Origin of the sequence: Microbacterium barkeri, assembly GCF_027921765.1 — a bacterium.
In the GTDB taxonomy this organism is placed as follows: Bacteria; Actinomycetota; Actinomycetes; order Actinomycetales; family Microbacteriaceae; genus Microbacterium; species Microbacterium barkeri.
Genome location: NZ_BSEJ01000008.1, coordinates 125328 through 151407, shown reverse-complemented (window position 1 = coordinate 151407; position 26080 = coordinate 125328). Strand labels below are relative to the sequence as shown.

The following is a 26080-nucleotide window of genomic DNA, read 5'->3' as shown; positions in this document are numbered from 1 at the left end:
TCGAGGGTGGTCGGGCTCAGGCCGTCTGCAGGGCGAAGACGATGAGGAGCATCGTCACCGCGAAGCCGACGGCGTAGTTGATCCAGAGGAAGCGCCGCCAGCCGCGATTCGCGCACGCGGAGTCGGCGTCGGACACGCGCGCGTACGGAGCGGCGGTCGCGAGATAGGGGAGCGCGAGCGGAGCGGCCCAGGCCGCCGTACCGCCGGCGGCGAGCACGAGCAGGGCCGCGGCGATCCACGCGGCGAGCGCGAAGCGCACCGTGCGGGCCGCGCCGAGGACCGTCGCGATCGACGCGATCCCGCCCTCTCGGTCGGGCACGACGTCCTGCACGGCGCCGAACGCGTGACTGGCCACGCCCCACAGCAGGAATGCCGCGAGCACAAGGAGCGCTCCGCGATCGGGTGCGTCCCCCGCGAGCACGATCCCGTAGACGGCGGGGCTCGCGAAGTGCACGCTCGAGGTGAGCGAGTCGAGGAACGGCACCTCCTTGAACCGGAAGGGCGGCGCGGAGTAGGCGACGACCGCGAAGAGGCTCACGGCCAGGACGGCCCACGACACCGGCCCGCCGAGGAGGCCGAGCGCGACCGCGAACGGCAGGCACGACACCGCGGCGGCGACGAGCACGACGCGGTGCGCGGCCGGGGCGAGCAGGGCGCCCTCCACGCCGCCCTTGCGGGGATTGGCGAGATCGGACGCGTAGTCGAACACGTCGTTCACGCCGTACATGGCGAGGTTGTAGGGGATGAGGAAGAACACGGTGCCCACGATGAGAGCGAGGTCGACCTCGCGCGCGGTCAGGAGATACGCGGCGGCGAAGGGGAAGGCCGTGTTGATCCAGCTGAGGGGCCGCGATGCGACCAGCAGGTCACGGATCATCTCGGCGCCTCCTCAGGGCGACCCACAGCGCGGGCAGCAGGATGGCCGCCGCCAGCGGGTAGGCGAAGTCCTCGAGGGGCGCGAGGCCGATCCGCACGCCGGAGATCCGCTCGTCGTCGTACGCGAACAGGCCGACCGCGATCATGACGCTGTCGAAGACCGCCGTGAGCACGACGAGCGCGGCGGCGGCGAGCGCGACCGCGCTCAGCCGCGGGCGGCGCCGGGCGGACAGTGCCAGGGCGGAGGCCACGGCGACGGCGAGGAACGCCGCGCACAGGACGACGTAGGTCATGGCCGCCCCCTGTCGCGAGCGGCCAGAAGTCGGTCGGCGCCGCAGAAGAGCACCATCGTGAGCTCGCAGAGGAAGAGGAGGAACACGGGCTCCTCGACGGGCAGCTCGGGCGCGATCACGAGGCCGGTCATGACCGCGGTCTCGGCGCGGAAGAAGATGCCGAGGGCGATGCCGGCGGCATCCCACGCGAGGAGGAAGACGAGCCCGGTTGCGAGGACGAGCGCCGCGTGCGCGGGAGCGCGCCACACGAACAGCCGGAAGCGCCGGTCGACCGCCAGCACGCACGAGAGCGCGAGCAGGAGGCATCCGAGGTAGACGAGGCTCACAGCGGCTCCGGCAGCGGGCCCGCGGAGACATCGCCGCGCAGGCGCTTCACGACGAGCTCCGCGCTGATGAGGCACATCGGCAGCCCGATGCCGGGGATCGTCGTCGCCCCCGCGTAGAGGAGGCCGCCGACGCGGGCGGATGCGTTCGAGCCGCGCAGGAGCGCGCTCTGGCGGAGCGTGTGCGCGGGGCCGAGCGCTCCCCCGCGCCAGGCGCCGAAGTCGCGCTCGAAGTCCGCTGGCCCGATCGTCTGCCGCACGACGATCCGCTCGCGCAGGTCGGGCACCCGCGCCCATGAGGCGATCTGGTCGATCGCCGCATCGACCGTGCGCTCGACGTCGGCGTCGCCCGCGCCATCCGCCCCGCCCGACCCGATCCCGGGGTCGGCCGGCACCGGCACGAGCACGAAGAGGTTCTCGTGGCCGGCCGGCGCCACCGTGTCGTCGGTCGCGCTCGGGCGGCACACGTACAGGGACGCGGGATCGGGGATGCGACGCGCGGGGCCGTAGATCGCGTCGAATCCGGCGTCCCAGTCGCGCGTGAAGAAGAGGGAGTGGTGCGCGAGCTGCGGCAGCTCGCCGCGCACGCCGAGCAGGGCCAGCACCGCCCCGGGGCCCGGGTCGCGGCGGTCCCACCAGGCCTCGGCGCGCGAGCGATGCGGCGAGGGCAGCAGGCTCTCGGTCACCCGCAGGTCGGCGCTCGAGACGACCACGTCGGCGACGAGGCGCGTGCGAGCGCCGTCCGCGCGCTCCGCCTCGACCGCGCGCACCGCGCCGGCCGCGACCTCGATGCCGGTGGCGCGCCATCCGGTGTGCAGGCGCGCGCCGCGGTCGCGGGCGAGCGCCGCGATCGCGTCGATCACCGTCCCGAATCCCCCGCGCGGATAGAGCACGCCCTGGCCCACGTCGAGATGGCTCATGAGGTGGTACATGCCCGGTGCGCGCGACGGCGAGGTCCCGAGGAAGACGGCGGGGTAGCCGAGCACCTGGCGCGCCCTGCGGTCGTCGGCGTGCCGCGCGATGAGGCGGTCGAGCGGCTCGGCCAGAAGGCGAGCGAGACGCGGCAGCCGCCGGAGCGTGCGGGTGTCGAACAGGGGGCGGAGCGACGCGAACGTGCTGTACAGGAACCGCTCCGTGGCGAGGTCGTAGGTCTCGGCGGCCGAGGCGAGGTAGGCGTCGATCCGCGACGCAGCGCCGGGATCGAGCGTCCGCAGCGCCTCCCGCGCGCCGTGCGCCGGCAGGTCGAACGGCACCTCGTCGCCCTCGAACCACACGCGGTAGGCGGGGTCGAGCGGCACGAGGTCGAGCTGCTCCGCCGCCGTGGTGCCGAGGAGACGGAAGAAGTGGTCGAACACCTCGGGCATGAGGTACCACGAGGGGCCCGTGTCGAACGTGAATCCGTCGACGCGGCGCCGGCCCGCGCGACCGCCGAGCTCGTCGCGGGCCTCGATGAGAGTGACGTCGTCGCCCTCCGCCGCGAGCAGGGCGGCGGTCGCGAGGCCCGAGATGCCGCCGCCGATGACGACGACCGCGCGCGCGCTCATGCGCGCACCGCCGTCGGGCGGTCGAGCGCGGCCCGCACGAGCACGGCGGCCTTCACGCGGCGCGGCACGGAGACCCGCCGCTCGAGGAGCTCGCGCGCGGGCGTCGCACGGAGGACGTCGTTGAGACGGGAGAAGAGGCCAGCCGCCGCGGCGGTCGCCCGACGGGACCGCCCCGGCAGCCGCGTCAGAGCCGACGACGCGACGGCGAGGTCGGAGTCGACATCGGAGACGATGCGGAGCTTGTCGTCCTCCGACAGGGCGCGCGGGTCGACCCCCGGGAAGTACGAGCGGCCGAGCCGCTCGCAGTCGTCCGCCAGATCGCGCAGGAAGTTCACCTTCTGGAAGGCTGCGCCGAGGCGCCGCGCTCCCTCCTCGAGCTCGTCGTCGATGAGGAGCGCGCGGTCCTCCTGGGCGAACGCGCGCAGGCACATCGACCCGACGACCTCCGCGGAGCCGTGGATGTAGGCGCGGTACGTCGCCTCGTCGCCGATCTCGACGCCGTCGGCGTCCATCCGCATCGACGCGAAGAACGGGCGTATGAGGGTCTCGGGGATGCCCGTGCGCCGCGCGGTGTCGGCGAAGGCATGCACGACGAGGTTCGCGCTGAACCCGCACGAGAGCGCCCGCAGCGTCTCGCCCTCGAGCTCGTCCAGGGCGGCTCGCCGCGCAGCATCGCCGAGCCCCGCCTCGCTCGCGGGGCCGTCGACGATCTCGTCGGCGACGCGCACGAGCGCGTAGACGTCGGCGATGTGGCCGCGGACGCGCGGGGGCAGCAGGCGGCTCGCGAGCCCGAACGAGGACGAATAGGCGGGAAGCACGCGGGACGACGCCGCGCGCGCCGTTCGGGTGTAGAGGTCCAAGGCCGTCATGCGTCCCGCTCCGCACAGCGCCCGACGAGCGCATCCAGCTCCGCCCGCAGCCCGTCGGGGATCGGCGCGGCCGCGATCTCGCGGCGCGTCGCCGCGCTCTGCTCCGCGATGAGCCGCTCGATCTCGTCCGCCGCTCCGCTCGCGCGGATCGCGTCGCGCAGCAGAGCGGCGTCGTCCTCCTCGAGAGAGCGCCGGCCGAAGAGATGCGCGACCTCGCGCCACGCCGCATGCGGCTCGGCGAAGGCCACGAGCAGGGTGCGCTTGCCCTCGCGCAGGTCGCCGAGAGCGGTCTTGCCCGTGCGCTCCTCCGTGCCGAAGACGCCGAGGACGTCGTCTCGCAGCTGGTAGACGAAGCCGAGCTGCGTGCCGATCCGCTGCAGCGCCGCGTCGACGAGCGGCCCGGCGCCGGCGAGGACCGCACCGACGCGCAGCGGAGCGGCGAAGGAGTAGCTCGCGGTCTTCTGCTCCATCATGCGCACGATCCCGGCGGTGTCCGCGGGCACGGCGCCGAGACTGAAGCCGACGTCGGCGTGCTCGCCCGCCGCCGTGAGGAAGAGGCTCTCGTCGACGATCTCGTGCACGGCGGCGCGCGCCGGCGACTCGATGCGGGACACGAGCGCGTGCACCGCGCTGAGGAGCAGGTCGCCCGCCAGCACGCCGGACGCGGCGCCCCAGGACGTCGCCGCGTCGGATCCGAGGCCGCTCTCGATGGCCTCGGTCGCGAACGCCCCCGCGAGATTCGGACGGCCGCGGCGGACGAGATCGCCGTCCAGGACGTCGTCATGGAGAAGCAGGGCTGTGTGCAGGAGCTCGAGCGCGGCGGCGGCCGTCCGCGCCGAGGAGTCGTCCTTGCCGCCGAGACGGTCGTGCGCGGCGAGCACGAGCCGGGGGCGCAGGCGCTTCCCGCCGCGCGACGCGTCGGCGAGCCGCTGCCAGAGGCGGGCGTAGGGCGCCCCCAGGCTCGCCGCGCGCTCGACCCGCTCGGCGAGGAAGGCGCCGAGCACGTCCTCCACCCGCTCAGGCGCGCTGCGCACAGCGGACATCACGGCGTCCTCGCCGCGGCGCCCGCCTGCACGAGCTCCTGCCGCTGCCGGACGAGCCACGGGCTGAACGCCCACGGCGCCGCGGCGAGCGCGACGTCGAGGTCGGCGGGGTCGACCCATCGGGCCTCGAGCACCTCGTCCGGGCGCGCAGAGAGCTCGCTGTCGGCGACCGCGAGGTAGACGGGGCAGAGCTCGTTCTCCACCATCCCCGAGGCGTCGACCGCGCGGTATCGGAAGTCGGGCAGGGCAAGCCGGAGCGCGCGCAGCGCGAGACCGAGCTCCTCGCGGGCGCGTCGCTCGACCGCGTCCGGGATCGGCTCGAAGGGGGCCGGATGACCGCAGAAGGCATTGGTCCAGACCCCCGGCCACGTGCGCTTGGACAGGGCGCGGCGGGTCAGCAGGATGCGCCCCGCGTCATCGCTCACGTGGCAGGAGAACGCGAGATGGAGGGGCGTGCTCGCCCCGTGCACGCTCGCCTTGTCGGCGACGCCCGTGGGACGGCCGTCCTCGTTGAGGAGCACCACCCGCTCGTCGTGACCCGTCATCGTGCGCATCGCCTCTCCCACCCTGTTATTAGCTAAGCTAGCAATCAACATAGCTGATTTTCCGACGGAGGGTAAGCTCACGCTGTGCCAGAAGACCACGCACCCCGCGACGAGCGGTTCTCGATGCTCGATCCCCGGGTGATCGATCCCGACGAGGAGCTCGTCCAGCGGGCGCACCTCACGGACGACGAGCTCGCTCAGGTCGTGCGCGTGCTCGAGGCGCTGCAGACCTGGCGGAACGCCGAGCGCGCCATGAGCGAGGCCTCGCGCCGCTATATGAAGCTCGGCGAGACCGACATGCGCGCCCTGCGCTACATCATCGCGTCGCAGCGCCACGGCGCGGTCGTGACGCCGAGCTCGATCGCGGCCCACCTGGGCATCTCGACCGCGTCGACCACCAAGCTCCTCGATCGTCTCGCGGCGGGCGACCACATCCGGCGCCTCCCCCACCCCCACGATCGCAGGAGCCTGGCGATCGAGGTCACCGAGGAGACACGGGCATCCGCACGGGCGAGCGTCGGGCGCACGCATGCACGGAGGTTCGACGTCGCCGCGGCCCTCGCACCCGACGAGCGCGAGGTCGTCATCCGCTTCCTCGAGGCCCTCGCAGCCACCGCGCCCGCCCCCGACGCCCCGGAGTGAGGACAGCGCCATGACCGCGAACCGCCCCGCGCGGATGGCTGTGACGGTCGCCTCGGAGGCATCGCTGCTCGCGGGGTTCTCCCTCGCGTACGCCCTCGCCGCGATCGCGGGGCGCCTGACGGTGCTGCCCGACAGCGGGATCAGCATGGTGTGGCCGGCCGCGGGCGTCTCGGTGCTGTGGATGGTCGCGCGAGCGCGGCGCCCCTGGATCGCCTTGGACCTCGCGCTCATGGGGGTCCTCACGTGGGCGGTCGTCTCGGCGACCGGCGGCGCCCCGCTGCAGAGCGTGTTCGGCGGGCTCGCGGCCGTCGTGCAGGCCGTCGTGTGCCGCGCGGTGCTGGCGCGGCGCTGCCCGCGCGTCTGGTTCAGCCGCGCCGGTCGCCTTCTCGACCGCCGCGAGCTGTGGTGGTTCCTGCTCGCGGCAGTGGCCGGCCCGCTCATCTCGTCGCCGCTCATCCAGGTCGACGGACTTCTCTCGGGCACCGGATGGCAGTGGAACGTCGTCCTCCTGTGGTGCGCGCGCAATCTCGGCAGCATCGTCGTGCTCGTGCCCCTCGGCTTCATGGTGGGCGACAGCGTGCGTCGTCGGCGCGCGGGGCTCCCGATTCTCCGCCTGTCCGACCTCGGCGCCGGCCTCGCGTCGCGCCCGCTCGAGTGGTTCGCGGTGCTCGTGCTCTCCCCCGCCGTGCACGCCGCCTGGTTCGCGGGATTCGCCGAGCCGACCGTCGTCTTCCCTCTGCTCACGCTGGCCTGTTGGGCGGGCGTGCGCCTCCCGGCGCGGTTCGTCATCGGACACGGGGCCCTCGTCGCGGTCGTCGCGATCGCCCTGACCGCGAGCGGCATCGGCCCCTTCCTCGGGCTCGACGATGCGACGACGCAGATCGCGGTCGCCCAGCTCTACACCGTGCTCGTGTGCACGATCGGACTCGCGCTCGCGCTCGACAGGGACGACCGGCACGCGCTCGCCACCGCGCTGCGCGAGGCACGCGACGGAGCGCAGGCTCAGGCCGAGCTGCTGCGCACGATCGTTGACACGATGACTGAGGGCGTGCGGGTGGTCGACCGCGACGGCCGCATCGTCGTCCGCAATCCCGCGGCACGGCGCCTCCTGACCGGCGACGACGCAGAGCCCGCGGAAGGCACGGCCGCCGCGGATGACCTCGCGGGGCTCCGTCATCTGGACGGCAGCCCGCTCCCCGACCACGAGCTCCCCTTCCGCCGCTCGCTCGCCGGCGAGGACGTCAAGGACCTGCCGCTTCTCGTGCGGCCGCCGGTCGCCGACGAGCGCACCGTCGCGTTCACGACGGCCCGGCTGCCCGCTCGCGCGGGAGGCGGCGTCGTCACCGTCCTCCGCGACGTCACGCTCGAGCGCGCCGAGCTCGAGCGCGCCGCGCAGGTGCAGGCGGCCCTCCTGCCGGTCGCTCAGCCGCGGCTGCCCGGCTACAGCCTCGCCGCGCGCTTCGTGCCGGCCGGCTCGGTGGGCGGCGATTTCTACGACTGGCACGAGGTGGACGACGGCGCCGTCATCACCCTCGCGGACGTCATGGGCAAGGGCATGGGCGCGGCGATCCTCGCGGCGACCACCCGCTCGCTCCTGCGCGCCCACAGCGCCGACGGCGAGGTCGTGCGGCCGCTCGTCGAGACCGAGCGCCGCATGGACGCCGACCTCGCGAATGCGGGTGCCTTCGTGACGGCCTTCCGCGCGTTCGTGCGCGCATCGACCGGAGAGATCGCCTACGCCGACGCGGGCCACGGGCTCGCGGCGATCGTCCCGCCGGAGGGCGACGTCCGGCGCCTCCCCGCGGGCGGCCTTCCCCTCGGCATCGCGCCGGAGGAGCAGCGCGAGGCGGGCGCCGAGCGCCTGGCACCCGGCGAGACCCTGCTCGTCGTGAGCGACGGCGTGCTCGATGCGGTCGGCGGCGGGCTCGACGACCTCGCGCCCGTGTGGCGCCGGGTGTCGTCGGCGCGTTCGGCGCCCGAGGCCGTCGAGGCGGTCGTCGAGCTCGCGTCGCACGGGACGCCGGACGACGACCTCACCGTGATCGCGCTCCGCAGGCGCTGACCGGCGGCGGTCAGCGCGCGGGCTTCTTCTCCTTGACCGGGGCCTCGCCGCTGGCACGGAGGGCCGCATAGTACGCCGCCGCCTCCTCCTGGCGCGCCTGCTCCTGCCCGGACGCGATGGGCGCCCGGACGTGCTCGGGCTCGAAGCCGAACGCGTCGACGAGGTCCTGAGCGTGCGGGCGGAGCCGCGCGCAGAGACGGTCGATGTAGCTCGACACGGCCGCCGCGCGCTGCGTCGACAGGCGCCCGTTCAGGAGGTACCACGCGAGGTGCTTCTCGATGAGCCCGAGGCCGAAGAGATCGCGGAGCCACGTGAGCACCTGACGGGTGCCCTCGTCTTCCACGCGCTCCACGGCATCGGTGAAGGCCTCCCACTGCAGCAGCTCGCCGTGGGCGCGGGCGGCCTCGAGGAGGGCGACCTGGTTCTCGTTGAACAGCTCTGCCGCCTGTGCGGGCGAGAGGCGAGACGCGAGACGCAGGCGGCCCGCGACATCCGCCGTCATCCGCTGGACGCGATCGGTGAGGAGCTCCTGCTGGTCGTGGGCGCGCAGCCCCAGCTCGACCGAGCGCGCGGTCGAGCCGAGGTCGGCGAACGCCTGCCCCAGCCGGCGCAGGCCCGCGCCGTGGAAGATCTTGTCGGCTGTCTCGCCCACGGCGTAGGCCGCGAGCGCCCGTGCGTCCTTGCCCGTGAACTGCTTTCCGTAGTCCGAGAGCAGGCGCTTGCCGACGAGCTGGAGGAGCACGTTGTTGTCGCCTTCGAACGTGACGTAGACGTCGAGGTCCTGGTGGAGGGTCACGAGGCGGTTCTCGGCCATGTAGCCCGCTCCGCCGCAGGCCTCGCGGCACTCCTGGATGGTCGCGAGCGCGTGCCAGGTCGAGAGCGGCTTGAGTGCCGCCGCCAGCGTCTCGAGGTCCTCACGGGATTCGTCGGTGTCGGCGGTGCCGCCGAACACGCCGTCGAACTTCACGAGCAGCTCGTCGTGCGCGAACGCCTGGGCGTAGGTCGTCGCGAGGAGCGGGAGCAGGCGGCGGCGGTGCTTGGCGTAGTCCAGGAGGACGGTCTCGCCGGTGCCCGTTCCGCTGTCGAACTGCCGGCGCTGATTGCCGTACGTGACGGCGATCTTGAGCGCGAGGCCCGACGCCCAGGTGGCGGACCCATCGAGCGAGACGCGGCCCTGCACGAGCGCGCCGAGCATCGTGAAGAAGCGGCGGCCGGGGCTCGCGATCGGGCTCGAGTACGTGCCGTCGGGGGCGACGTCGCCGTAGCGGTTCAGGAGGTTCTCGCGCGGCACGCGGACGTGGTCGAAGTGCAGGCGCCCGTTGTCGACGCCGTTGAGGCCGCCCTTGACGCCGTCGTCCTCGCCGCCGACGCCCGGGAGGAAGACCCCGTTGTCGTCGCGGATCGGCACGAAGAAGCAGTGCACGCCGTAGTTGACGCCCTTCGAGATGAGCTGCGCGAAGACCGTCGCCGCCTTGCCGTGCACGGCCGCGTTGCCGAGGTAGTCCTTCCAGGCGCCGCGGAACGGCGTGTGGATGACGAACTCCTCCGTCTCGGGGTCGTAGGTGGCGGTGGTCCCGATCGACTGCACGTCGGAGCCGTGCCCGCTCTCGGTCATCGCGAACGCGCCGGGGATCTTGAGGCTCATGATGTCGCGCAGCCAGCGGTCGTGGTGCTTCTTCGTCCCGAGCTGCAGGACCGCACTCCCGAAGAGCCCCCACTGCACGCCCGACTTGATCTGCAGGCTCGGGTCGGCGAGGACGAGCTCCTCGAAGCCGGCGAGGTTGCCGCCGTTCGTGTTCCGACCGCCGTACTCGGTCGGGTAGGCACGGGCTCCGGCGCCGGCGTCCGCCAGCAGCTGCGTCTGCTCGAGGACGCGCTCGCGGTGCGCGTGGTGGCTGAGGCCGTCGATGCGCCAGAACGCCGAGTCCTTGATCATCTCGCGCGCCTCGAGCCGGATGTCCGCCCAGGTGCCGAGGAGCATCCGGGTCACGGCCGGGATGTCGATGCGGGCGTCGTCGGCTTCTGCGGCGACCGGACGCGAGCCAGGCTGAGCGGGACGAACGACTGTGTCGACCATGGGCACACCTCTTCTGCGGGGTGGGAAGGATGTCTTTCACGCTAGGCGCTCGACAACGACGCGTCCGGGAGTTTGTCCAGGGCGCACAGCACGGCCCGGCGGCGCAGGGCCGCGGCGTTGTCCGTCGGCGACAGATGCGGACGACGGTGATCCGCCGTCCCCCTCCGCGCTCAGGCGGTGAGGGCGTAGCGCGCCCGGCCGCCCATGCGCGGTGCGCGCAGCGGATCGAGCCACGCGGGTGGGATGAACCACGGGATGCCGTCGCGGCCGACCCCCTCGATCCGGATCTCCCACCCGTCGTCGTGGATCCGATGGTGACATCGCGTGCACAGGAGGATGCCGTTGCCGAGATCCGTGCGACCGCCCTGCGACCACCATCGGATGTGGTGCGCGACCGTGTGACCCGGGGGCGCTCCGCAGAACGCGCACCCGCCGTCGCGCTCCGCGAGGGCGACGCGCTGCGCGGGAGTGAAGGACCGGTAGCGGTAGCCCACGTCGAGGCATTCGCTTCCCGTGCCGAGCACCATGGGGATGATGTCGGCATCGGCGGCCATCCTCCGCACCATCCCGGCGGTCACCGGCTGCTCGACGCCGTCGATCGTCGCGAACCCGACCGCGCACCCCGCGACCCCGTCCGGCTCGCCCGGCACGCGCACCTCCGCGGCGCCCTCGCCGAGGGGGCGGACGCCCGTCGCGGCCAGGAGGTCATCCAGCGCCATCCGCACCACGACGGTCGATGTGGGCCGCGTCGGCACCTGCTCGCAGCCGAGCCCGTGGCGGGCCAGGTCGACCAGCACGTCGGCCTGCATCTGCACGACCGAGCGGTCGTCGCGCATGGCCTCATCGGCGCACTGCTCTCTGCGACGCAGGATGCCCGTGACCGACGAGTCGATCGCCGTCAGCACCGGTGCGGCGGACTCCGCATCCAGCCAGCCGGAGAACGAGACGCCGCCGTCGCGGTCGCGGCGGAACGTGAGACGACGGGCCGCGTGCGCCGCGCCCTCGCGGGGCGCCGCGCCGTCGGGATCGAGACGGGCCTCGGCCTCGAGGAGGAGCTTCCGCAGCGCGTCGCTCGTGAGGCCCTGCGCGTGCTCGACGAGCATCTCCTCCATCCGCTCGCACGCCGCCGTTCCGGCGCGCACGACCACTCGGTCGAGCAGCGAGATGATCGCGCCGGCCGACGCCATCCCGAGCAGGCCCGCCCGCATCGCGGCCGCGACGTGCGGATGCTTCGCGGGAAGGGTCTCCCCGACCAGGTTGGCGCGCGGCGCGATCGCCTCGCCGACCTGGATGAGCCGGGCCGCCTCCGCGGTCGCGGCCCCGGTCTCCGCCGAGATGAGGGCCGCTGGTGAGGAGAACCCCTGCCGGCGCGCGAACCCGTCCTTGCCGAGCTCGCGCCGGGACTGCCGCGAGACCTCCGCAGCGACCGCCGCGAACCCCGCATCCGCTCTCCGCTTCACCTCGCCGAAGCGAGCGAGGAGCGACGACAGCTCGCCGGGAGCCGCACCGCCGGGCTCGAGCCGGTCGCACACCCGCTCGAGTGCCTCGCAGGCCTCCCGCAGATCCTCATCGATCGCGGGGAACATCCGTTCCATGCCTCTATGCTACTCTGGATCCCGACATTCAAACAGAGATTCGCATCATGAGCAGGTAACGAATCGATAACGGCGCTAGCGACGTCGGGCGCGCACTCCGCCTCCCGCGCCGACCGGCCGCCCGCGCTCCGCGCGATCGTCGTTCACGACGGGGTCCGCCTCCGATGCGGGCTCGGTCTCCGCTGCCGCTTCCCGCTTCGCGTCGCCGTCGCTGCGGAAGCTGCCCTTCACGATCTCGAGCGCGCGCTGCCATGTGCGGTCGCGGATGAAGATGAAGTCGATGCCGATCATCGCGAGCGAGAACCACGGCAGGCCCATCAGCACGCCGATGCCGATGTGGAAGCTCATGATGCCGAAGAGCGCGAGGATGCGGGTGGGGCGCGACAGGAGCATGAACGGGAAGGCGATCTGCAGGATGATCGACCCCCAGCTCGCGATCGTCACCGCCGGGCCCCATGCGGTGATGAGCTCGCTCAGCACGGGCCACGTGCCGAAGCGCTCGGTCATGAGCGGGTTGTAGACCGCGTAGCCGCCCGACCAGGGGTCGCCGCCGGCCTTGTACAGGCCGCCCGAGACGTACACGAAGCAGACCTGCGCCGTCATCGCGACGAGGGCGAGGTTGTGGAGGAGGTTGCTGATCTCGCGCGGCAGGATGGTCCGGTCGCCGCCTCGCGCGCGACGGCGGGCGTCGAGCGACCAGCGGGCGGCGGGGTCGGCGAAGAAGAGCAGGATCAGGACGATCCGGTACATGTTGTCGCCCTGGTCGCCCACGGCGTCGTTCATCTCGATGAAGCTGACCCACAGCACGAAGTAGACCGGCAGCACGATCTTGAAGCGCCATCCGAGCGTGAACAGCACGGCCAGCGCGAGCAGCACGAGGTACAGGACCGTGAAGAGGCCGTCGTCGAGGCGCACGCTGTCGAACAGCCCGAACAGCCAGATCTTCGGGAAGTCGCTGACCGGCTCGGCAGCCTCGCCGTTCCATGCCGATCCCGAGCCGAAGGTGTAGAGGCGGGTCGAGAAGTTCGTGAGGAGCAGGCCGACGCCGGTGAGGCCGAGCAGGATGCGCGTGACGGCGATGCCGTAGAGCGACTTCTTCGAGTCGAGGAGCCACGCCTCCGTGAAGAGCCACGCGCGCCGGGCGACATCCCACACGATGCGCAGCAGCTCGGAGACGAGACGACCGAGCGCGCGCGGCGTGCGGGCGGCGATCGCGCGCGCCTCGCCGAGGCGATCCGCGATCCCGGCCTTCTCGCGCGCGCTCATTCGGCCATCCGCTCGTAGGCGGGGAGGAAGACGTCCTCGAAGGCCTGCTGGGACTGCCCGTCGTTCACCACGAGCCCGCGCCATCCGGTCGGCGAGTACTGGATGGCCGGGCGCTCGGCCTCGGGATCGTGGCGATCGGCGAACGGGATGACGTTCTGCCGCGTGGCCTGGTACTGGACCCGCTCGACATCGTCGCCCCACACCGCGAGGGCGACCTGCGTCGCATAGGCCGTCGCGCGGTGCTCCTGAGCGACGTACGCGTCGACGACCTCAGCGTCGCCGTACGCCGTCATGGCCTCGGACATCCGCGCCTCCCAGTCGTCCTTGAAGTAGTTGAGCTCGGCGACGGCCTTCTGATCGTCGTTGAGATCGGCCCAGGCGCCCTTGAGCTGGCTCGAGACATCCATCGCCTGGATGCCGGCGCGCGGCGTGAAGAGGTTGTAGCGGATCATCGAGAGCTCGACGTCGCTCGCGCTGACCCACTCCGTCTCCTGCCCGTCGACGATCGCGCGGACCTCGAACCGGTAGTCGCCGTTGATGGGCTCGGGAGCGAAGACGCTCCAGGACTGGCCGAAGAACGGGAGCATGTACGCCGAGAGCGCCTTCTGCGAGACGACCTCGCGCAGCGGCGACCACGGCGCGATCCAGAGGAACGACGCGAAGACGTGCCAGGCCGTGAAGGCCACCGCGAGGATCATCACGACGCGCGTGTACACACGTCGTCGTGGGACGGTCTTTTCGGGCACTGGTGCCGCCTCCCCTGGCCGGAGTTCCTTGCCAACCGACTGTGCCCCGGTGAGCGTTCACCGGGGCACTGCCGATATCCCAAAAGGTTACCGGGTGCTTCGGGCCTTGCCAGCCCGAAGCACCCGGCTCTCACGTCTGGATCAGACGTCCGCCCCGCGGCGGCGCACCATCATCCAGATGGCGGCGCTTCCGAGAAGCATCGCTGCGGCGAGACCGCCGAGCGGGAGGGCCAGGTCGCCGCCCGTGGGCGAGAGCTGACCGGACTTCGCGTAGACCTCGAAGGTCGCGTCGACCGAGCCGGACGTCGCGCCGACGAGCTCGACACGGTGGTCGCCCGTGGGCGTGCCCGACTTGATCGTCCACGTGAAGGTCACGTCGCCGTTCTCGTCAGCCACCTGGGTGCCCAGCTCGTGCGGCGTCGAGTACATCGTCGCCTCGACGGTCTCACCCGGCTCGAAGCCGTGACCGTAGGCGATCTGCACCTGCCCGACCATGCGGCGGTCGTGCTCGAGCTCCATCGAGATCGCGCTGCCGTCGGAGTCGCTCGACGCGTTGGCGTCGGCCGAGGCCGTCGCCGACGAGTCGCTGTCCGAAGCCGAGTCGCTGTCCGAAGCGGACGAGCTGTCGGCAGCAGCCGAGCTGTCGGCGGCGGCCGAGGCCTCTGCGGCGGCGTTGGCATCGGCCGAAGCCGAAGCCTCAGCGGTCGCGTCGGCCGAAGCCTCAGCGGTCGCGTCAGCCGTGGCAGCAGCGGTCGCGTCAGCAGCGGCCTCAGCGGTCGCGTCAGCCGAAGCCTCAGCCGTGGCGTCAGCAGCGGCCTCAGCGGTCGCGTCAGCCGAAGCCTCAGCCGTGGCGTCAGCAGCGGCCTCAGCGGTCGCGTCGGCCGAAGCCTCAACAGTCGCGTCGGCCGAAGCCTCAGCGGTCGCGTCAGCCGTGGCAGCAGCGGTGGCGTCAGCCGTCGCGTCGGCGTTGGCAGCCGCCTCAGCCGAGGCGTTCGTCGACGAGTCGGCGTTGGATGCGGCCGAAGCAGCTGCGGAAGCGTTCGCGTTGGCAGCAGCGGTCGCGTCCGCCTGCGAGTCAGCCTCAGCCGACGACTGCGCAGCAGCCTGAGCCGCAGCGGTCACGTCGGAGTCAGCCGTCGTCGAAGCGTCCGACGAAGCGTCAGCCGTCGCCGCCGCCTGAGCAGCCGCAGCAGCCGTCGCGTCAGCCGCAGCCGAGGCGTCCGTCGTCGCGTCCGCAAGAGCAGCAGCCTGCGCCGCAACCTGAGCCGACGCGTTGCTGTTGTCATCCGCGTTCGCCGAAGCCGACGCCGAAGCCGACGCGTTCACATCCGCGTCCGCGTCCGCGTTCGCCGCGGCGTTGACCGAGGCGTCCGACGACGAGTCAGCGTTCGAAGCGACCGCAGCGGCCGACGAAGCGTCCGCGTTGGCAGCAGCGGTCGAGTCCGCCTGCGAGTCAGCCTCAGCCGACGACTGCGCAGCAGCCTGAGCCGCAGCGGTCACGTCGGAGTCAGCCGTCGTCGAAGCGTCCGACGAAGCGTCAGCCGTCGCCGCCGCCTGAGCAGCCGCAGCAGCCGTCGCGTCAGCCGCAGCCGAGGCGTCCGTCGTCGCGTCCGCGAGAGCCGCAGCCTGCGCCGCAACCTGAGCCGACGCGTTGCTGTTGTCATCCGCGTTCGCCGAAGCCGACGCCGAAGCCGACGCGTTCACATCAGCGTCAGCCGCCGCCGAGGTGTCAGCCGTGGCGTCGACCTCTGCATTGCCCTCGGTGATCGTGAGCTCCGTCGTTGCCGGTGTCTGCGAGACGTCGCCCTCCGCCGTAACCGTCACGGTGTCCGGCGTCGCATCGGCCGGAACCTCGTACGACGTCGAGAAGGTGCCCTCGGGCGTCGTCGTGACCGTGAAGGGCTCGTCATCGCCGACGGTGATCGTCACGGTCTCCTCGGGTGCGAAGCCCTCGCCGGTGATCGTCGTGGTCCCGCCGGCCGGTACCTCACTCGGGTTCGCGTCGATCGACGTCACGTAGACCACAGCGGCGGAGCGCACCGTGGAGGAAGCGAGGTCGAGGTTGACGGCGCTGAGCCCCGGGAGAAGCTCGAGGCTGAGCGCGTTGACCGTGAACGACTCCGTGCCGAGGTAGCCCGGCGCAGGCTGCTCGTTGATCGTGATCTCAACCAGCTGGTTGACCGCCCCAAATACGGGCTCGAGGCCGGCCAGAAGCGGGTCGACGATGCCATCGACCGTGCTGCCCAGCGTGCCGAGGACGGTTTGGACGGGGCCGGCGAGACCGCCGAGAACGGTCGAAACGGGCGTCGCGAGCGCGTTTGCCACGGCCGTGATCAGCGTGCCGATCGGGATGAGCCCGCCGAGAAGGTCGAGCTGCACATCAATGACGGGCGCGTTGCCTGCGAGCAGGTCGCCGACAGTCGTTGTGATGAGAGCATTGCCCTCTGCGATGTCCGCGCCCAGGAGGCTCAGCGAGACAGGCAGGTCGATCGTCAGGGTGATGCCGTTGATGAGCCCCGTCACGCCGGAGACCAACTGGTCAGTCACCGTCTGAAGCACCTCGGTCACGGCGCCGGTGATCGCGGTCCCGGTCTCGCTGCTCAGCAGGAGCGTGTTGGGATCGAGGCCGTTGAGGCTGCCGCCCTCGACGAGGTTCTCGAGGTGCACGACGATGTCGCCGGTCGAGAAGTCAACGGTCACGAGGCCGTTGCCGCTCGTGATCGGCGTGTCGAAGACGTCCGTCACGAGGGAGTTGATTCCCTCTTCGACACCCGTGACGTTGACCGTTCCGCCCGCGAGGCTCAGCGACGCGATGCCGAGATCGAGGTCGACCAGACCGACGATCTGGTCGACGAGGCCATCGGCAGCGAGAGCGCCGCCGACCTGATCGGCGACGCCGTTCAGTGCCGTACCGAGGGTCGCGGCCAGCGTCTCGACGAGAGGGCTGCTGACACGCAGATCAGCCCCAGCGATCACGTACTCGGAAGTGACGACATCGTTCGTCGACGTGGCCGTCGAAGCAAGGGCGCCGATTTCGAGCCCAGCGAAGTCGACGACACCGTCCGTTACGGGGTCAAGGCCGAGCTGTGCGAACAGGTCGGTCAGGTTGACGGTCGCCGGTCCGTACGCACCGGGGTTCTCCGGGTCGATGGCGATCGCACCGTCGGCGCCAACCGCGCCGGCGCTGGCCGTCGACGTCGTGCCGGTCGGCGATGTTGCGAACGAGTTGAGCGCGCCGACCTGGCCGAGGTCGAGCAGGCCGCTGCCACCGGGACCGCTGATGAGCGGGAGGACGAGGCCGTCGCCGAGGTCGACCTGCAGTGCTCCGAGCAGGCTCGCGTTGAACGGCGTGCTCTCCTCAAGCGGACCGCTCGGGTTCCCGCTCTTCGCGTAGGCCGCGTCGATCAGTTCCGCACCAAGAAGGTCGGAGGCGATGACCTGTCCGAGAGCCTCCGAGTAGTCGCTCGCGGCGGCGTTCGCCGCGCCTGTCGTGTTCACATTCGCCGCGTAGGCGACGCCGCCCGCGACGAGGCTGGCCGCGGCCAGCGTCGCGATAGGCGCGAGCCTTCGCTTGCGGGGCGCTCTCGCGCCCGCAGTCGAGTTATCCATGGGTCTCCTGGTTCTGGTTTAGGGAGAACGCCATGCACGGGCACCCCCCGGGCACACTGTGCACACACGTCGAATTTGAGTATGGCGTTATATCAGTACGCATGTCCAGTGTGGGATACCGGTTGTGACGCGGCGAGTCGCCTAATGCCGCGCAATGACGGCGAGCACGGCCTCGCCGTAGGCATCGCGCTTCTTGGCGCCGATGCCGGTGACGCCGTCGAGCTGCGACAGCGTCGTGGGGCGGATCTCCGCGAGTGCACGCAGGGTCGCGTCGCCGAAGACGATGTACGCGGGAACGCCCTGCTCGCGGGCCGTCTCCGCCCTCCAGGCTCGCAGCGTCTCGAACAGGTCACGATTCTCGGGCGCGAGCGCATCGGCGGCACTCGCCTTGCGCTGGGGACCCCGCGACGCGCGCCCGATGACGTCCTTCCGCAGCGGCACCGCCGTCTCGCCTCGGAGCACGCCCGCGGACGCCGGGCTCAGCGCCAGGGTGCCGTACTCCCCTTCGGCCGCGAGCAGGCCTCGCGCGAGGAGCTGTCGGATGACGCTGCGCCAGTCCTGCTCGGAGAGGTCCTGCCCGATCCCGTACGTCGAGAGCGACTCGTGCCCGAACTTCCGGATGCGGTCCGTCGACGCCCCGCGCAGGATGTCGATGATGTGGCCCGCGCCATACGACTGGCCGCGCTCGCGCTTCAGCCGCACGACCGTCGAGAGGAGCTTCTGCGCCGCGATGAGGCCATCCCACGTCTCGGGCGGCTCGAGGCACGTGTCGCAGTTGCCGCACGGGCCCGACTCCTGCCCGAAGTAGCCGAGCAGATTCTGCCGACGGCACGAGACCGTCTCGCACAGCGCGAGCATCGCGTCGAGATGCTGCCCCTGGCGCTGCTGGATGGCGCGGTCGCCGTCGCTCTGCTGGATCATCCGCCGCTGCTGCACGACGTCACCCAGGCCGTATGCCATCCACGCGACCGACGGCTCGCCGTCGCGACCCGCGCGCCCGGTCTCCTGGTAGTAGCCCTCGACCGACTTCGGCAGGTCGACGTGCGCCACGAAGCGGACATCGGGCTTGTCGATGCCCATGCCGAACGCGATCGTCGCGACGACCACCACACCGTCCTCGCGGAGGAACCGCGCCTGATGCGCCGCGCGCATCCGCGCGTCGAGACCGGCGTGATACGGGATGGCGTCGATCCCCTGCTGGGCGAGGAACGCCGCGACCTGCTCGACGGACTTGCGGCTCAGCGCGTAGACGATGCCGGCCGATCCCTCGGGCTGCGAGCAGATGAACTGCAGCAGCTGCCGACGGACGTCGGTCTTCGGCTCGATGCGGTAGCGGATGTTCGGGCGATCGAAGCTCGCGACGAAGTGCTTGGCCTCGGGGAGGCGCAGCCGCTCTGTGATCTCGCGGTGCGTCTCGCGCGTGGCGGTGGCCGTCAGCGCCATCCGCGGAACGCCGGGGAAGCGCTCGGCGAGCCCGCCCAGCGCGAGGTAGTCGGGCCGGAAGTCATGGCCCCACTGGCTCACGCAGTGCGCTTCGTCGATCGCGATCACGCTGAGCGCTCCGCGCGCGAGCAGCGCGAGAGTCTGCTCGCCGTTCAGCCGCTCTGGTGCCACGTAGAGCAGGTCGAGCTCACCCGCGAGGTACGCGCGCTCGACCGCGGCGCGCTCGTCGGGCGCCTGCGTGGAGTTGAGGTACGCGGCCCGCACGCCGTTCGCGCGCAGCGCGTCGACCTGGTCGTGCATGAGTGCGATGAGCGGCGACACGACGAGCCCCGTGCCCTCGCGCACGAGCGCCGGCACCTGGTAGCAGACGCTCTTGCCGCCACCGGTCGGCATGAGCACGACGGCATCGCCGCCCGCGATGACCTGCTCGACGATCGCCTCCTGATCGCCGCGGAACGACTCGTAGCCGTAGACGGTGCGCAGCGCGTCGATCGCACGGGGGAAGCGGGATGGCGCGGCCTGCGGCGCGCGGGACGGCTCGCGGGGCGCCCGGGGCGCGTCATCCGGCGGGATCCATCCCTCGGGCGGGCCGTCGTCGTACGGCTCCTCCGGCGGAACCCAGCTGTCGTCGTCGGGGATGCGCGCGACGATCCACGGATCGCCCTGGGGGTCGCTCTGCAGATGCGCGGGCATGCCCTCGAGTCTAAAGACGACCCGCGACATCCGGCCCCGGCGCCCGGGATCTGCCCTAGCGTGGAAGCCCCAGGAAAGGAGCGTCCATGAGCGATCTCACGGTCACCCGGAACGACGAGCTGAGCAGGTACGAGCTTCACGACGGCGAAGCGGGCGTCGTCGCGGGCTACGCGGAGTTCGAGCAGGGAACGGGCCGGATCCGGTTCACGCACACGGTCGTGGAGCGCGAGTTCCGGGGCCGCGGGTACGGCGAGATGCTCGCGTCCGACGCCCTCGCCGATGTGGCCCGCCGCGGCGACACGATCATCCCGCTGTGCCCCTTCATCGCGAAGTACCTCAAGGAGAACGAGGTCTCCGGCGCGGTCGTGCAGTGGCCCGACGGCACGCCGCACGACGCCGCGACCCCGGGAGAGCAGCCGGGATGACCCGGCTCGACGCCGGCGTCGAGGAGAGCGGCTCGACCCGGTGCGACGGCCCGCGGGCCGTGCTCCTCGCCGCGCGGGAGGTCCCGCTGGGCGGGGTGCGTGCGATGGAGGTGCACCGCTCGCTGCCGCAGCGCGAGCTCCCGACCGTGGGCGCCTGGTGCTTCCTCGACCGCTTCGGTCCGCAGGAGGCCGTCATGCGCGTCGACCCGCATCCGCACATCGGGCTCCAGACGGTGACCTGGCCGCTCGTCGGCGAGGTGCACCACCGCGACAGCATCGGCAGCGACGTCGTCGTCCGCCGCGGCTCGCTCAACATCATGACCGCGGGGGCCGGCATCTCGCACTCGGAGTACTCGCTCGGCGAGGGCGCTGTGCCTCTGGACGCCCTGCAGCTGTGGGTCGCGCTCCCCGAGGAGCGCCGCCACGGCGGCCCCGCGTTCGAGCGGCACGACCGCCTGCCGACCCTGTCGCTCCCGACCCGCGACGGCGACGCGGCGCAGGCGACCGTCGTGGTCGGCGAGCTCGCCGGCGTCGCCTCCCCGGCGACCATGCACACGCCCATCGTCGGCGCCGAGATCTCGCTCCCGCCCCGCTCTCGCGTGCGCGTTCCGCTGCAGCACGAGTGGGAGCACGCCGTCGTCGGCATCGAGGGCGACCTCCGAGTCGTGACCGGTTCCGACCTCGATGAGACGCCCGTGCGGGCGCAGGATCTCCTCTACCTCGGCGTGCACCGCGACGAGATCGAGCTCGCGACGGAGGAGGGCGCCCTGCTGTTCCTCATCGGCGGCGAGCCCTTCCCCGACGACATCGTCATGTGGTGGAACTTCGTGGGGCGATCGCACGACGAGATCGCCGTCGCGCGCGAGGAGTGGGAGGCGGCGGGGGCCCGCTTCGGCGCGGTCGAGGGCCATCCGCCCGAGCAGCGCATCCCGGCCCCTCCCCTGCCGAACGTCCGCCTGACCACTCGGCGCCGTCGCATCTGAGCGGACTTAGGCTGGGCTTCGTGCCCCGCAACTCCGCCCTATCCACGCGCGTCCTGCTCGTCTGCGCCGCGATCGGGGTCGCGACCGGCGCTCTCGGCGGCATCGAGGGATGGCTCGTCACGCCGGTGCTGGCGGGGGCGCCGATCATCTACGGGTTCCTCCTCGGCGTGCACGTGCTCCCGGGCATCGTCGCGCAGGAGCTGCTCCGGATGCCCTGGGTCGCCCTTCTCGCTCACGTGCTCGCCGCGCTCGTGAGCGCCGCGGTCGCGCCGCCGTTCACGCTCCAGTTCCTCATGACGGCGCTGCTCTTCGGCGGTCTGCAGGAGGGCGTCGCCGCCCTGTTCCGCTATCGCGCGTGGTCGTGGTGGCGCTTCCTCCTCTCCGGTGCGGCGATCGGCGTCTTCGTGGCGGTCGTCGTCGCACTGGCCGCCGACATCGCCGCCCTTCCCACCTGGGCGCAGGTCGCCTACCTCGTGCTCTCGGTGCTCGGGCCGCTCGCCTGGACGCTCGTGGGGCTCGCCGTCGGCGCCGGCCTCCGACGCGCCGGCGTCGCGACGCCACGGAGGCAGCCCGCGCGGACCCCGTGAGCCGACAGACCGCTCACTCAGGTTAGGTAAGGCTAAATTGGTGGGGTGACCCCCGCCGACGACGAGACGCTCCTGCGCGTGCGCGAGGTCTCGGTCGCCTATCCGGAAAGCGAGCGACGCGCACCCGACGGCGTGACGTTCGAGGTCCGGCGCGGCGAGGTCTTGCTCGTCCTCGGACCGAGCGGCTCGGGCAAGTCGACGCTCGCGCTCACGCTCGACGGGCTCATCCCGCACGCGATCGACGCCGAGCTCGCCGGCACGGTCGAGGTCGACGGCATCGACACCCGCGACAGCTCGCCGGCCCGGCTCAGCACGCGCGTGGGCATCGTGTTCCAGGATCCCGACGCCCAGATCGTCACCGCGACCGTGCTCGACGAGGTCGCGTTCACCCTCGAGAACCTCCTGCTCCCCGTCGACGAGGTGCTCTCCCGCTCCGAGGCGGCCCTGCGCCGCGTCGGGCTGTGGGAGCAGCGCGACCTCGACCCCGATGCCCTCTCGGGCGGCGGTCGCCAGCGCCTCGCGATCGCGTGCGCACTCGCGGCGCGCGCCGACGTCGTCGTCCTGGACGAGCCGACCGCGAACCTCGATCCGCAGGGCGTCGCCGACGTCTACGAGGCGCTGCACGATCTCGTGTCCGCCGGAGACCGGGCGATCGTGCTCATCGAGCACGATCTCGACGCCGCGGTCGCCTTCGCGACGCGCGCGATCGTGCTCGATGCCTCCGGCCGGCTCGCGTTCGACGGACCGGTGGTCGAGGTCCTGCGCACGCGGGTCGACGCACTCGAGCGGATGGGCGTCTGGCTCCCGTCCGCTCTCATCGCGGCACGCCGCCTCGAGCGGCAGGGATGGCGGTTCGACGCCCTGCCGCTCACTCCCGATGAGCTCGCATCGGCGCTCAACGGGCAGGAGCCGCCGTCGGGCATCGCACCGTCCCCCGCCGCGACCACCCGAGGTGTCGAGGCTCGCGGCACCGCCGTGAGCGTGCGCGGTCTCACCGTCCGCCTGGGCCGCGCCGTCGCCATCCGCGACGTCGATCTCGATCTTCCCGCGGGGTCGTTCACGGCCGTCGTCGGCCCGAACGGCGCAGGCAAGACCACGCTCGTGCAGGCGATCGCGGGCGTCGTCGCCCCGCCGAAGCGGAGTGTGAGCGTGCAGGGCCTCGATGTCGGGCGCGCGTCGGCACGCGAGATCTCTGCGCGGGTGGGCTTCGTCTTCCAGAACCCCGAGCACCAGTTCATCGCGCACACGGTCTTCGACGAGCTCGCGCACGGGCTGCGCATCCGGCGGGTTCCCGAGCCCGAGATCCGAGAGCGCGTCGGCGACATGCTCGAGCGCTTCGGCCTGACCGCGCATGCCGACGCGCACCCGTTCCGCCTCTCCGGCGGCCAGAAGCGGCGCCTGTCCGTCGGGACCGCCCTCATCACGGCGCCCAGCGTGCTCGTGCTCGACGAGCCGACCTTCGGCCAGGACCGCGCACGCGCCGAGGAGCTGCTCGCCATCCTCACGCGCCTGCACGAGGCGGGCACGACCGTCGTCATCGTGACGCACGACCTCTCCGTCGTCGAGCAGCACGCGACGCACGTCGCCGTCGTCGCCGACGGCACGGTCGTCGGGTTCGGCGCGGCAGCGGATGCGCTCGACGACGCGGGGCTGCTCGCGCGCGCCGGTCTGCGCCCGCCGCCCCTGCGGCGCGTGCTCGCAGCGCACCCCGCGGCAGCGGCCGCGCTCGAGGCGGAGGTGCCCGCGTGACGATCGCCTCGTCCTCGGTTGCGCGCACCGCGCCATCCGTCCGCCGCCGCCCTCCCCTCCTCGCCCTGAATCCGCTCGCGAAGATCGCCGCCCCGCTGCCGGCGATGGCGATCGTACTGCTGAGCCGCGACCTCGCGACTCCCGCCGCCTTCCTCGCGCTCGCGTGCGCGCTCATCCTCGCGGGCGCCCGCCTCACGCGGCGCGTCGCGCTCCTGCTCGGCGTCGCCCTGCCCACGGTGGTGCTCGCGGTCGGCGCGGGGTTCTCGATCTGGACCGACGCCGCGAGTGTCGCGGGGACGCCCGTCGTCGCGGAGATCGGCGGATGGCGGCTGCACGCGGGAGCGCTGGCCGTCGGCTTCGCGACGTCGCTGCGTCTCGCGGCGCTCCTCGCCCTCGCGCTCATCGGCGGCGCGACGACCGAGGGGCCCGATCTCGTGCGCGCCGCGATCCGGACGCTCCGGCTGCCGTACCGCATCGGCTACGCAGCGCTCGCCGCGTACCGGTTCGTGCCCCGGTTCCGGCACGAGCTCGAGCTCATCCGCGCGGCCCACCGCGTGCGCGGGCACCACGGCGGCCGGGGCCCGCTCGCGGCCGTGCGACGCGGACTCGGCACCATCGTGCCGCTGCTCGCGGGAGCCATCCGGCATGCCGAGCGCGTCGCTCTGGCCATGGATGCGCGCGCGTTCGGCGCCCATCCCACGCGCACCGAGCGGCACGTCGTGCTCTGGCGCACCCGCGACACCGTCTTCGTCCTCGCCTTCTGGGCGTGCACCGCCCTGCTCATCGCGCTCATCCGCCCGTTCGGCTGACGCCCCGACCCGAAGGAACGCCATGGCCGTCGCCAGCCGACTCGTGAAGCCCGAGACGCAGGAGCTGCTGCGCCTGACCGTGCTGCGCACGCAGCGACTCTCCCCGCACTGGATGCGCGTCACCCTCGGCGGCGGCGACATCGCGCGCTTCCGCCCGATGGGCTACGACCAGTGGTTCCGGATCTTCCTCCCCGTGCACGGGGAGGCGGGGCTCGAGCGGGTGCCCGCGAAGGCGAACCGCCTCTTCGGGTACCTGAAGTTCCTGCGGATCCCCGAGGGGATGCGGCCCGCGATGCGCAGCTACACCGTGCGCGCGTTCCGCCCGGCGGATGGCGCGGCGGGCGCCGAGCTGGACGTCGACTTCGTCGTGCACGAGGCTCCGGACGGCTCGATGGGCCCTGCGCCGAGCTGGGCGGTCGCCGCGCAGCCGGGCGAGGACGTCGCGATCATCGACGAGGGCCTCGTCTTCCATCCCGAGCGCGGCACCGATCGCGTGGTGCTCGTCTCGGATGAGACGGGGGCGCCGGCGATCGCGGGCATCTGCGCATCGCTCCCCGCCGACGCGACCGGCCTCGCGATCATCGAGGTGCCATCGCACGACGACGCGCTCCCGTTCGCGCACCCCGAGGGAGTCGCCGTGCACTGGGTCATCCGCGAGGATCCGCACGCCCGTCCGGGCGCCGCCGCCCTTGCGGCGCTGCGCGATGCCGCGCTCCCGGCCGAGCGCTTCCACGCCTTCCTCGTCGGGGAGCAGCAGCTCGCCACCGGCGCGCGACGGCTCCTCGTCCACGAGCGCGGCGTCGACAAGGCCGATATCGGCTTCTGCGGATACTGGCGGGTCGGGGCCGGCGCGGGCGGGTGACCGAGGCCGCTCAGTCGGCGTAGTCGGGCGCAGCGGGGAGCCCGAAGAACTCCTCGAGCGTGTGGTAGCCGCCCTCGTGGTAGGCCTGCGCGAGCTCGACTCCGATGTAGCGCAGGTGCCACGGCTCCGGGTTGTAGCCGGTCGTGTCGGTGTGCCCGCTCTCGTAGCGGACGATCCAGCCGTGCCGCCACGCGTTCTCGACGATCCAGTCGCCCTGCGGCGTGCCGGCGATGTCGTAGATCGTGCCGCAGCCGCCCGACGTGCAGGCCACGACGTCGGCGGCGAGACCGAGCTGGTGCTCGCTGAAGCCCGGGCGCGCGGAGATCGCCTCGGCGCCCTCCTCTCCGAGCGCGCCGATCTGCCCCTGGAACGTGCTGACCTGGGTCTGATACGAGCGGTACCCGCTCTGGAGCGCCACGTCCCCCGCGCCCGATGCGGCGGCATCCGCCACGAGCGCGTCGAGAGCGGCGGCCGCATCCGGCCGCAGGCCGCCGCCGACGAGGCTCCGCGTGCCCGCGGGCACCATCACCTCGGGGGCGTAGTCGATCGGGTTCACGGGCCGCTGCTTGTTCACGACGACCCAGGGCTGCGTCGGGTCGTCGAGGCGGATGCACGAGGCGCCCTCCGCCGCCGCCGCGCGGAACTCCTCCGCTCCGCCGAACGCGGCGATGACCGCGGCGGCGTCTCCGGCCGCCGCTGCCGCGGGCGACTGGCACGGATCCTCCGCGACGACCACCTCGAACTGCGGCACCGGCAGCGACTCGATCGAGCCGGGAGGCGTCTCGACGGGCGCGGGCGACGCCGTATGCACGGACGACGCGTGCGCGGGGCGCTCGTCGTGGGCGACCGACCAGACGGCACCCAGGACGCACGCGGCGACGACGCCCGCTGCGGTCGCGAGCACGACGAGGCCGCGCCCCGAGAGCAGCCGCGGCGGCCGCGCCGCATGTCGCGCGACGAGCCCGCGGCGCCGTGCATAGCGCCCGTTCGTCATGCCCCCATTGTCGCGGACCCGACCCTGACGATCCTCCGACTCCCC

The 26080-nt window shown here is 72.4% G+C and carries 22 protein-coding genes; 8 read left to right on the top strand and 14 right to left on the bottom strand.

Annotated features, from left to right (window positions below):
* Positions 1 to 16 precede the first annotated feature (16 nt).
* From PKE79_RS09860 to idi, 7 genes are read right to left on the bottom strand one after another with little or no spacing between them, the layout of a single operon-like run.
* A complete protein-coding gene (locus PKE79_RS09860) occupies positions 17 to 877 on the bottom strand; it encodes a prenyltransferase (protein ID WP_271173525.1) in 861 nt (286 codons plus the stop codon).
* Positions 867 to 1169 carry a lycopene cyclase domain-containing protein gene (locus tag PKE79_RS09855; protein WP_271173524.1) on the bottom strand — a complete coding sequence of 101 codons (303 nt, stop codon included), beginning with the start codon at positions 1167 to 1169 and terminating at the stop codon, positions 867 to 869. Before PKE79_RS09855 ends, PKE79_RS09860 begins: the two co-directional genes overlap by 11 nt.
* Positions 1166 to 1495 (bottom strand): lycopene cyclase domain-containing protein, encoded by a 330-nt coding sequence (locus PKE79_RS09850; RefSeq protein ID WP_271173523.1) that lies wholly within the window; start codon positions 1493 to 1495, stop codon positions 1166 to 1168. Before PKE79_RS09850 ends, PKE79_RS09855 begins: the two co-directional genes overlap by 4 nt.
* Entirely contained in the window at positions 1492 to 3036 is a 1545-nt protein-coding gene (crtI, locus tag PKE79_RS09845; RefSeq protein WP_271173522.1) for a phytoene desaturase family protein, read from the bottom strand. Before crtI ends, PKE79_RS09850 begins: the two co-directional genes overlap by 4 nt.
* A complete protein-coding gene (locus tag PKE79_RS09840) occupies positions 3033 to 3905 on the bottom strand; it encodes a phytoene/squalene synthase family protein (protein WP_271173521.1) in 873 nt (290 codons plus the stop codon). The genes crtI and PKE79_RS09840 overlap by 4 nt, the downstream gene beginning before the upstream one ends.
* A complete protein-coding gene (locus tag PKE79_RS09835) occupies positions 3902 to 4948 on the bottom strand; it encodes a polyprenyl synthetase family protein (RefSeq protein ID WP_271173520.1) in 1047 nt (348 codons plus the stop codon). Before PKE79_RS09835 ends, PKE79_RS09840 begins: the two co-directional genes overlap by 4 nt.
* On the bottom strand, positions 4948 to 5493 hold the full coding sequence (gene idi / locus PKE79_RS09830) for an isopentenyl-diphosphate Delta-isomerase (RefSeq protein WP_271173537.1): 546 nt from the start codon (positions 5491 to 5493) through the stop codon (positions 4948 to 4950). Before idi ends, PKE79_RS09835 begins: the two co-directional genes overlap by 1 nt.
* Positions 5494 to 5577: 84 nt before the next feature.
* Between idi and PKE79_RS09825 the strand changes: the two genes are divergently transcribed.
* Positions 5578 to 6135, top strand: a complete 558-nt coding sequence (locus tag PKE79_RS09825) for a MarR family winged helix-turn-helix transcriptional regulator (protein WP_271173519.1) — start codon at positions 5578 to 5580, stop codon at positions 6133 to 6135.
* Between the two features lie 10 nt (positions 6136 to 6145).
* Entirely contained in the window at positions 6146 to 8197 is a 2052-nt protein-coding gene (locus tag PKE79_RS09820) for a SpoIIE family protein phosphatase (protein WP_271173518.1), read from the top strand.
* A gap of 10 nt (positions 8198 to 8207) precedes the next feature.
* Here PKE79_RS09820 and PKE79_RS09815 read toward each other — a convergent pair whose 3' ends face one another.
* From PKE79_RS09815 to recQ, 6 genes are all read right to left on the bottom strand, one after another.
* Complete coding sequence (locus PKE79_RS09815; protein ID WP_271173517.1) at positions 8208 to 10274, bottom strand: acyl-CoA dehydrogenase family protein; 2067 nt, start codon at positions 10272 to 10274, stop codon at positions 8208 to 8210.
* 170 nt (positions 10275 to 10444) lie between these two features.
* A complete protein-coding gene (locus tag PKE79_RS09810; RefSeq protein ID WP_271173516.1) occupies positions 10445 to 11869 on the bottom strand; it encodes an HNH endonuclease in 1425 nt (474 codons plus the stop codon).
* A gap of 75 nt (positions 11870 to 11944) precedes the next feature.
* Positions 11945 to 13135: an HTTM domain-containing protein gene (locus PKE79_RS09805; protein ID WP_271173515.1), complete on the bottom strand. Its 1191-nt coding sequence runs from the start codon at positions 13133 to 13135 to the stop codon at positions 11945 to 11947.
* Complete coding sequence (locus tag PKE79_RS09800) at positions 13132 to 13881, bottom strand: DUF5819 family protein (protein ID WP_271173514.1); 750 nt, start codon at positions 13879 to 13881, stop codon at positions 13132 to 13134. Before PKE79_RS09800 ends, PKE79_RS09805 begins: the two co-directional genes overlap by 4 nt.
* A 141-nt stretch (positions 13882 to 14022) precedes the next feature.
* Positions 14023 to 17490 carry a choice-of-anchor G family protein gene (locus PKE79_RS09795; protein ID WP_271173513.1) on the bottom strand — a complete coding sequence of 1156 codons (3468 nt, stop codon included), beginning with the start codon at positions 17488 to 17490 and terminating at the stop codon, positions 14023 to 14025.
* Between the two features lie 141 nt (positions 17491 to 17631).
* On the bottom strand, positions 17632 to 19626 hold the full coding sequence (gene recQ, locus PKE79_RS09790) for a DNA helicase RecQ (RefSeq protein WP_271173512.1): 1995 nt from the start codon (positions 19624 to 19626) through the stop codon (positions 17632 to 17634).
* 86 nt (positions 19627 to 19712) lie between these two features.
* On the opposite strand from recQ, the gene PKE79_RS09785 reads away from it, so the two are divergent.
* Genes PKE79_RS09785 through PKE79_RS09760 form a run of 6 tightly spaced genes read left to right on the top strand, consistent with a single transcriptional unit; the run spans position 19713 to position 25041 of the window.
* Positions 19713 to 20051, top strand: coding sequence for a GNAT family N-acetyltransferase (locus tag PKE79_RS09785; protein WP_271173511.1), 339 nt, complete (start codon positions 19713 to 19715; stop codon positions 20049 to 20051).
* Positions 20048 to 21034, top strand: a complete 987-nt coding sequence (locus tag PKE79_RS09780; RefSeq protein ID WP_271173510.1) for a pirin family protein — start codon at positions 20048 to 20050, stop codon at positions 21032 to 21034. The genes PKE79_RS09785 and PKE79_RS09780 overlap by 4 nt, the downstream gene beginning before the upstream one ends.
* A 20-nt stretch (positions 21035 to 21054) precedes the next feature.
* Positions 21055 to 21621 carry an ECF transporter S component gene (locus PKE79_RS09775; protein ID WP_271173509.1) on the top strand — a complete coding sequence of 189 codons (567 nt, stop codon included), beginning with the start codon at positions 21055 to 21057 and terminating at the stop codon, positions 21619 to 21621.
* Positions 21622 to 21666: 45 nt separating this feature from the next.
* Positions 21667 to 23370, top strand: coding sequence for an ABC transporter ATP-binding protein (locus tag PKE79_RS09770; RefSeq protein WP_271173508.1), 1704 nt, complete (start codon positions 21667 to 21669; stop codon positions 23368 to 23370).
* Positions 23367 to 24179 carry an energy-coupling factor transporter transmembrane component T gene (locus tag PKE79_RS09765; protein ID WP_374727763.1) on the top strand — a complete coding sequence of 271 codons (813 nt, stop codon included), beginning with the start codon at positions 23367 to 23369 and terminating at the stop codon, positions 24177 to 24179. The genes PKE79_RS09770 and PKE79_RS09765 overlap by 4 nt, the downstream gene beginning before the upstream one ends.
* A 22-nt stretch (positions 24180 to 24201) precedes the next feature.
* Positions 24202 to 25041 (top strand): siderophore-interacting protein, encoded by an 840-nt coding sequence (locus PKE79_RS09760; RefSeq protein ID WP_271173507.1) that lies wholly within the window; start codon positions 24202 to 24204, stop codon positions 25039 to 25041.
* A 10-nt stretch (positions 25042 to 25051) separates the two neighbouring features.
* Here the strand turns inward: PKE79_RS09760 and PKE79_RS09755 are convergent, their stop codons facing one another.
* The gene (locus PKE79_RS09755; RefSeq protein WP_271173506.1) at positions 25052 to 26035 is read right to left on the bottom strand and encodes a M15 family metallopeptidase; all 984 of its coding nucleotides are present in this window, start codon (positions 26033 to 26035) and stop codon (positions 25052 to 25054) included.
* Between the last annotated feature and the right edge of the window lie 45 nt (positions 26036 to 26080).

Excerpts from the sequence above, each read along its gene's own strand:
- PKE79_RS09860 (WP_271173525.1), bottom strand. The coding sequence starts at position 877 with ATGATCCGTGACCTGCTGGTCGCATCGCGGCCCCTCAGCTGGATCAAC.
- PKE79_RS09855 (WP_271173524.1), bottom strand. The coding sequence starts at position 1,169 with ATGACCTACGTCGTCCTGTGCGCGGCGTTCCTCGCCGTCGCCGTGGCC.
- crtI (WP_271173522.1), bottom strand. The coding sequence starts at position 3,036 with ATGAGCGCGCGCGCGGTCGTCGTCATCGGCGGCGGCATCTCGGGCCTC.
- PKE79_RS09840 (WP_271173521.1), bottom strand. The coding sequence starts at position 3,905 with ATGACGGCCTTGGACCTCTACACCCGAACGGCGCGCGCGGCGTCGTCC.
- PKE79_RS09835 (WP_271173520.1), bottom strand. The coding sequence starts at position 4,948 with ATGTCCGCTGTGCGCAGCGCGCCTGAGCGGGTGGAGGACGTGCTCGGC.
- idi (WP_271173537.1), bottom strand. The coding sequence starts at position 5,493 with ATGACGGGTCACGACGAGCGGGTGGTGCTCCTCAACGAGGACGGCCGT.
- PKE79_RS09820 (WP_271173518.1), top strand. The coding sequence starts at position 6,146 with ATGACCGCGAACCGCCCCGCGCGGATGGCTGTGACGGTCGCCTCGGAG.
- PKE79_RS09815 (WP_271173517.1), bottom strand. The coding sequence starts at position 10,274 with ATGGTCGACACAGTCGTTCGTCCCGCTCAGCCTGGCTCGCGTCCGGTC.
- PKE79_RS09810 (WP_271173516.1), bottom strand. The coding sequence starts at position 11,869 with ATGGAACGGATGTTCCCCGCGATCGATGAGGATCTGCGGGAGGCCTGC.
- PKE79_RS09805 (WP_271173515.1), bottom strand. The coding sequence starts at position 13,135 with ATGAGCGCGCGCGAGAAGGCCGGGATCGCGGATCGCCTCGGCGAGGCG.
- PKE79_RS09795 (WP_271173513.1), bottom strand. The coding sequence starts at position 17,490 with ATGGATAACTCGACTGCGGGCGCGAGAGCGCCCCGCAAGCGAAGGCTC.
- recQ (WP_271173512.1), bottom strand. The coding sequence starts at position 19,626 with ATGCCCGCGCATCTGCAGAGCGACCCCCAGGGCGATCCGTGGATCGTC.
- PKE79_RS09785 (WP_271173511.1), top strand. The coding sequence starts at position 19,713 with ATGAGCGATCTCACGGTCACCCGGAACGACGAGCTGAGCAGGTACGAG.
- PKE79_RS09780 (WP_271173510.1), top strand. The coding sequence starts at position 20,048 with ATGACCCGGCTCGACGCCGGCGTCGAGGAGAGCGGCTCGACCCGGTGC.
- PKE79_RS09760 (WP_271173507.1), top strand. The coding sequence starts at position 24,202 with ATGGCCGTCGCCAGCCGACTCGTGAAGCCCGAGACGCAGGAGCTGCTG.
- PKE79_RS09755 (WP_271173506.1), bottom strand. The coding sequence starts at position 26,035 with ATGACGAACGGGCGCTATGCACGGCGCCGCGGGCTCGTCGCGCGACAT.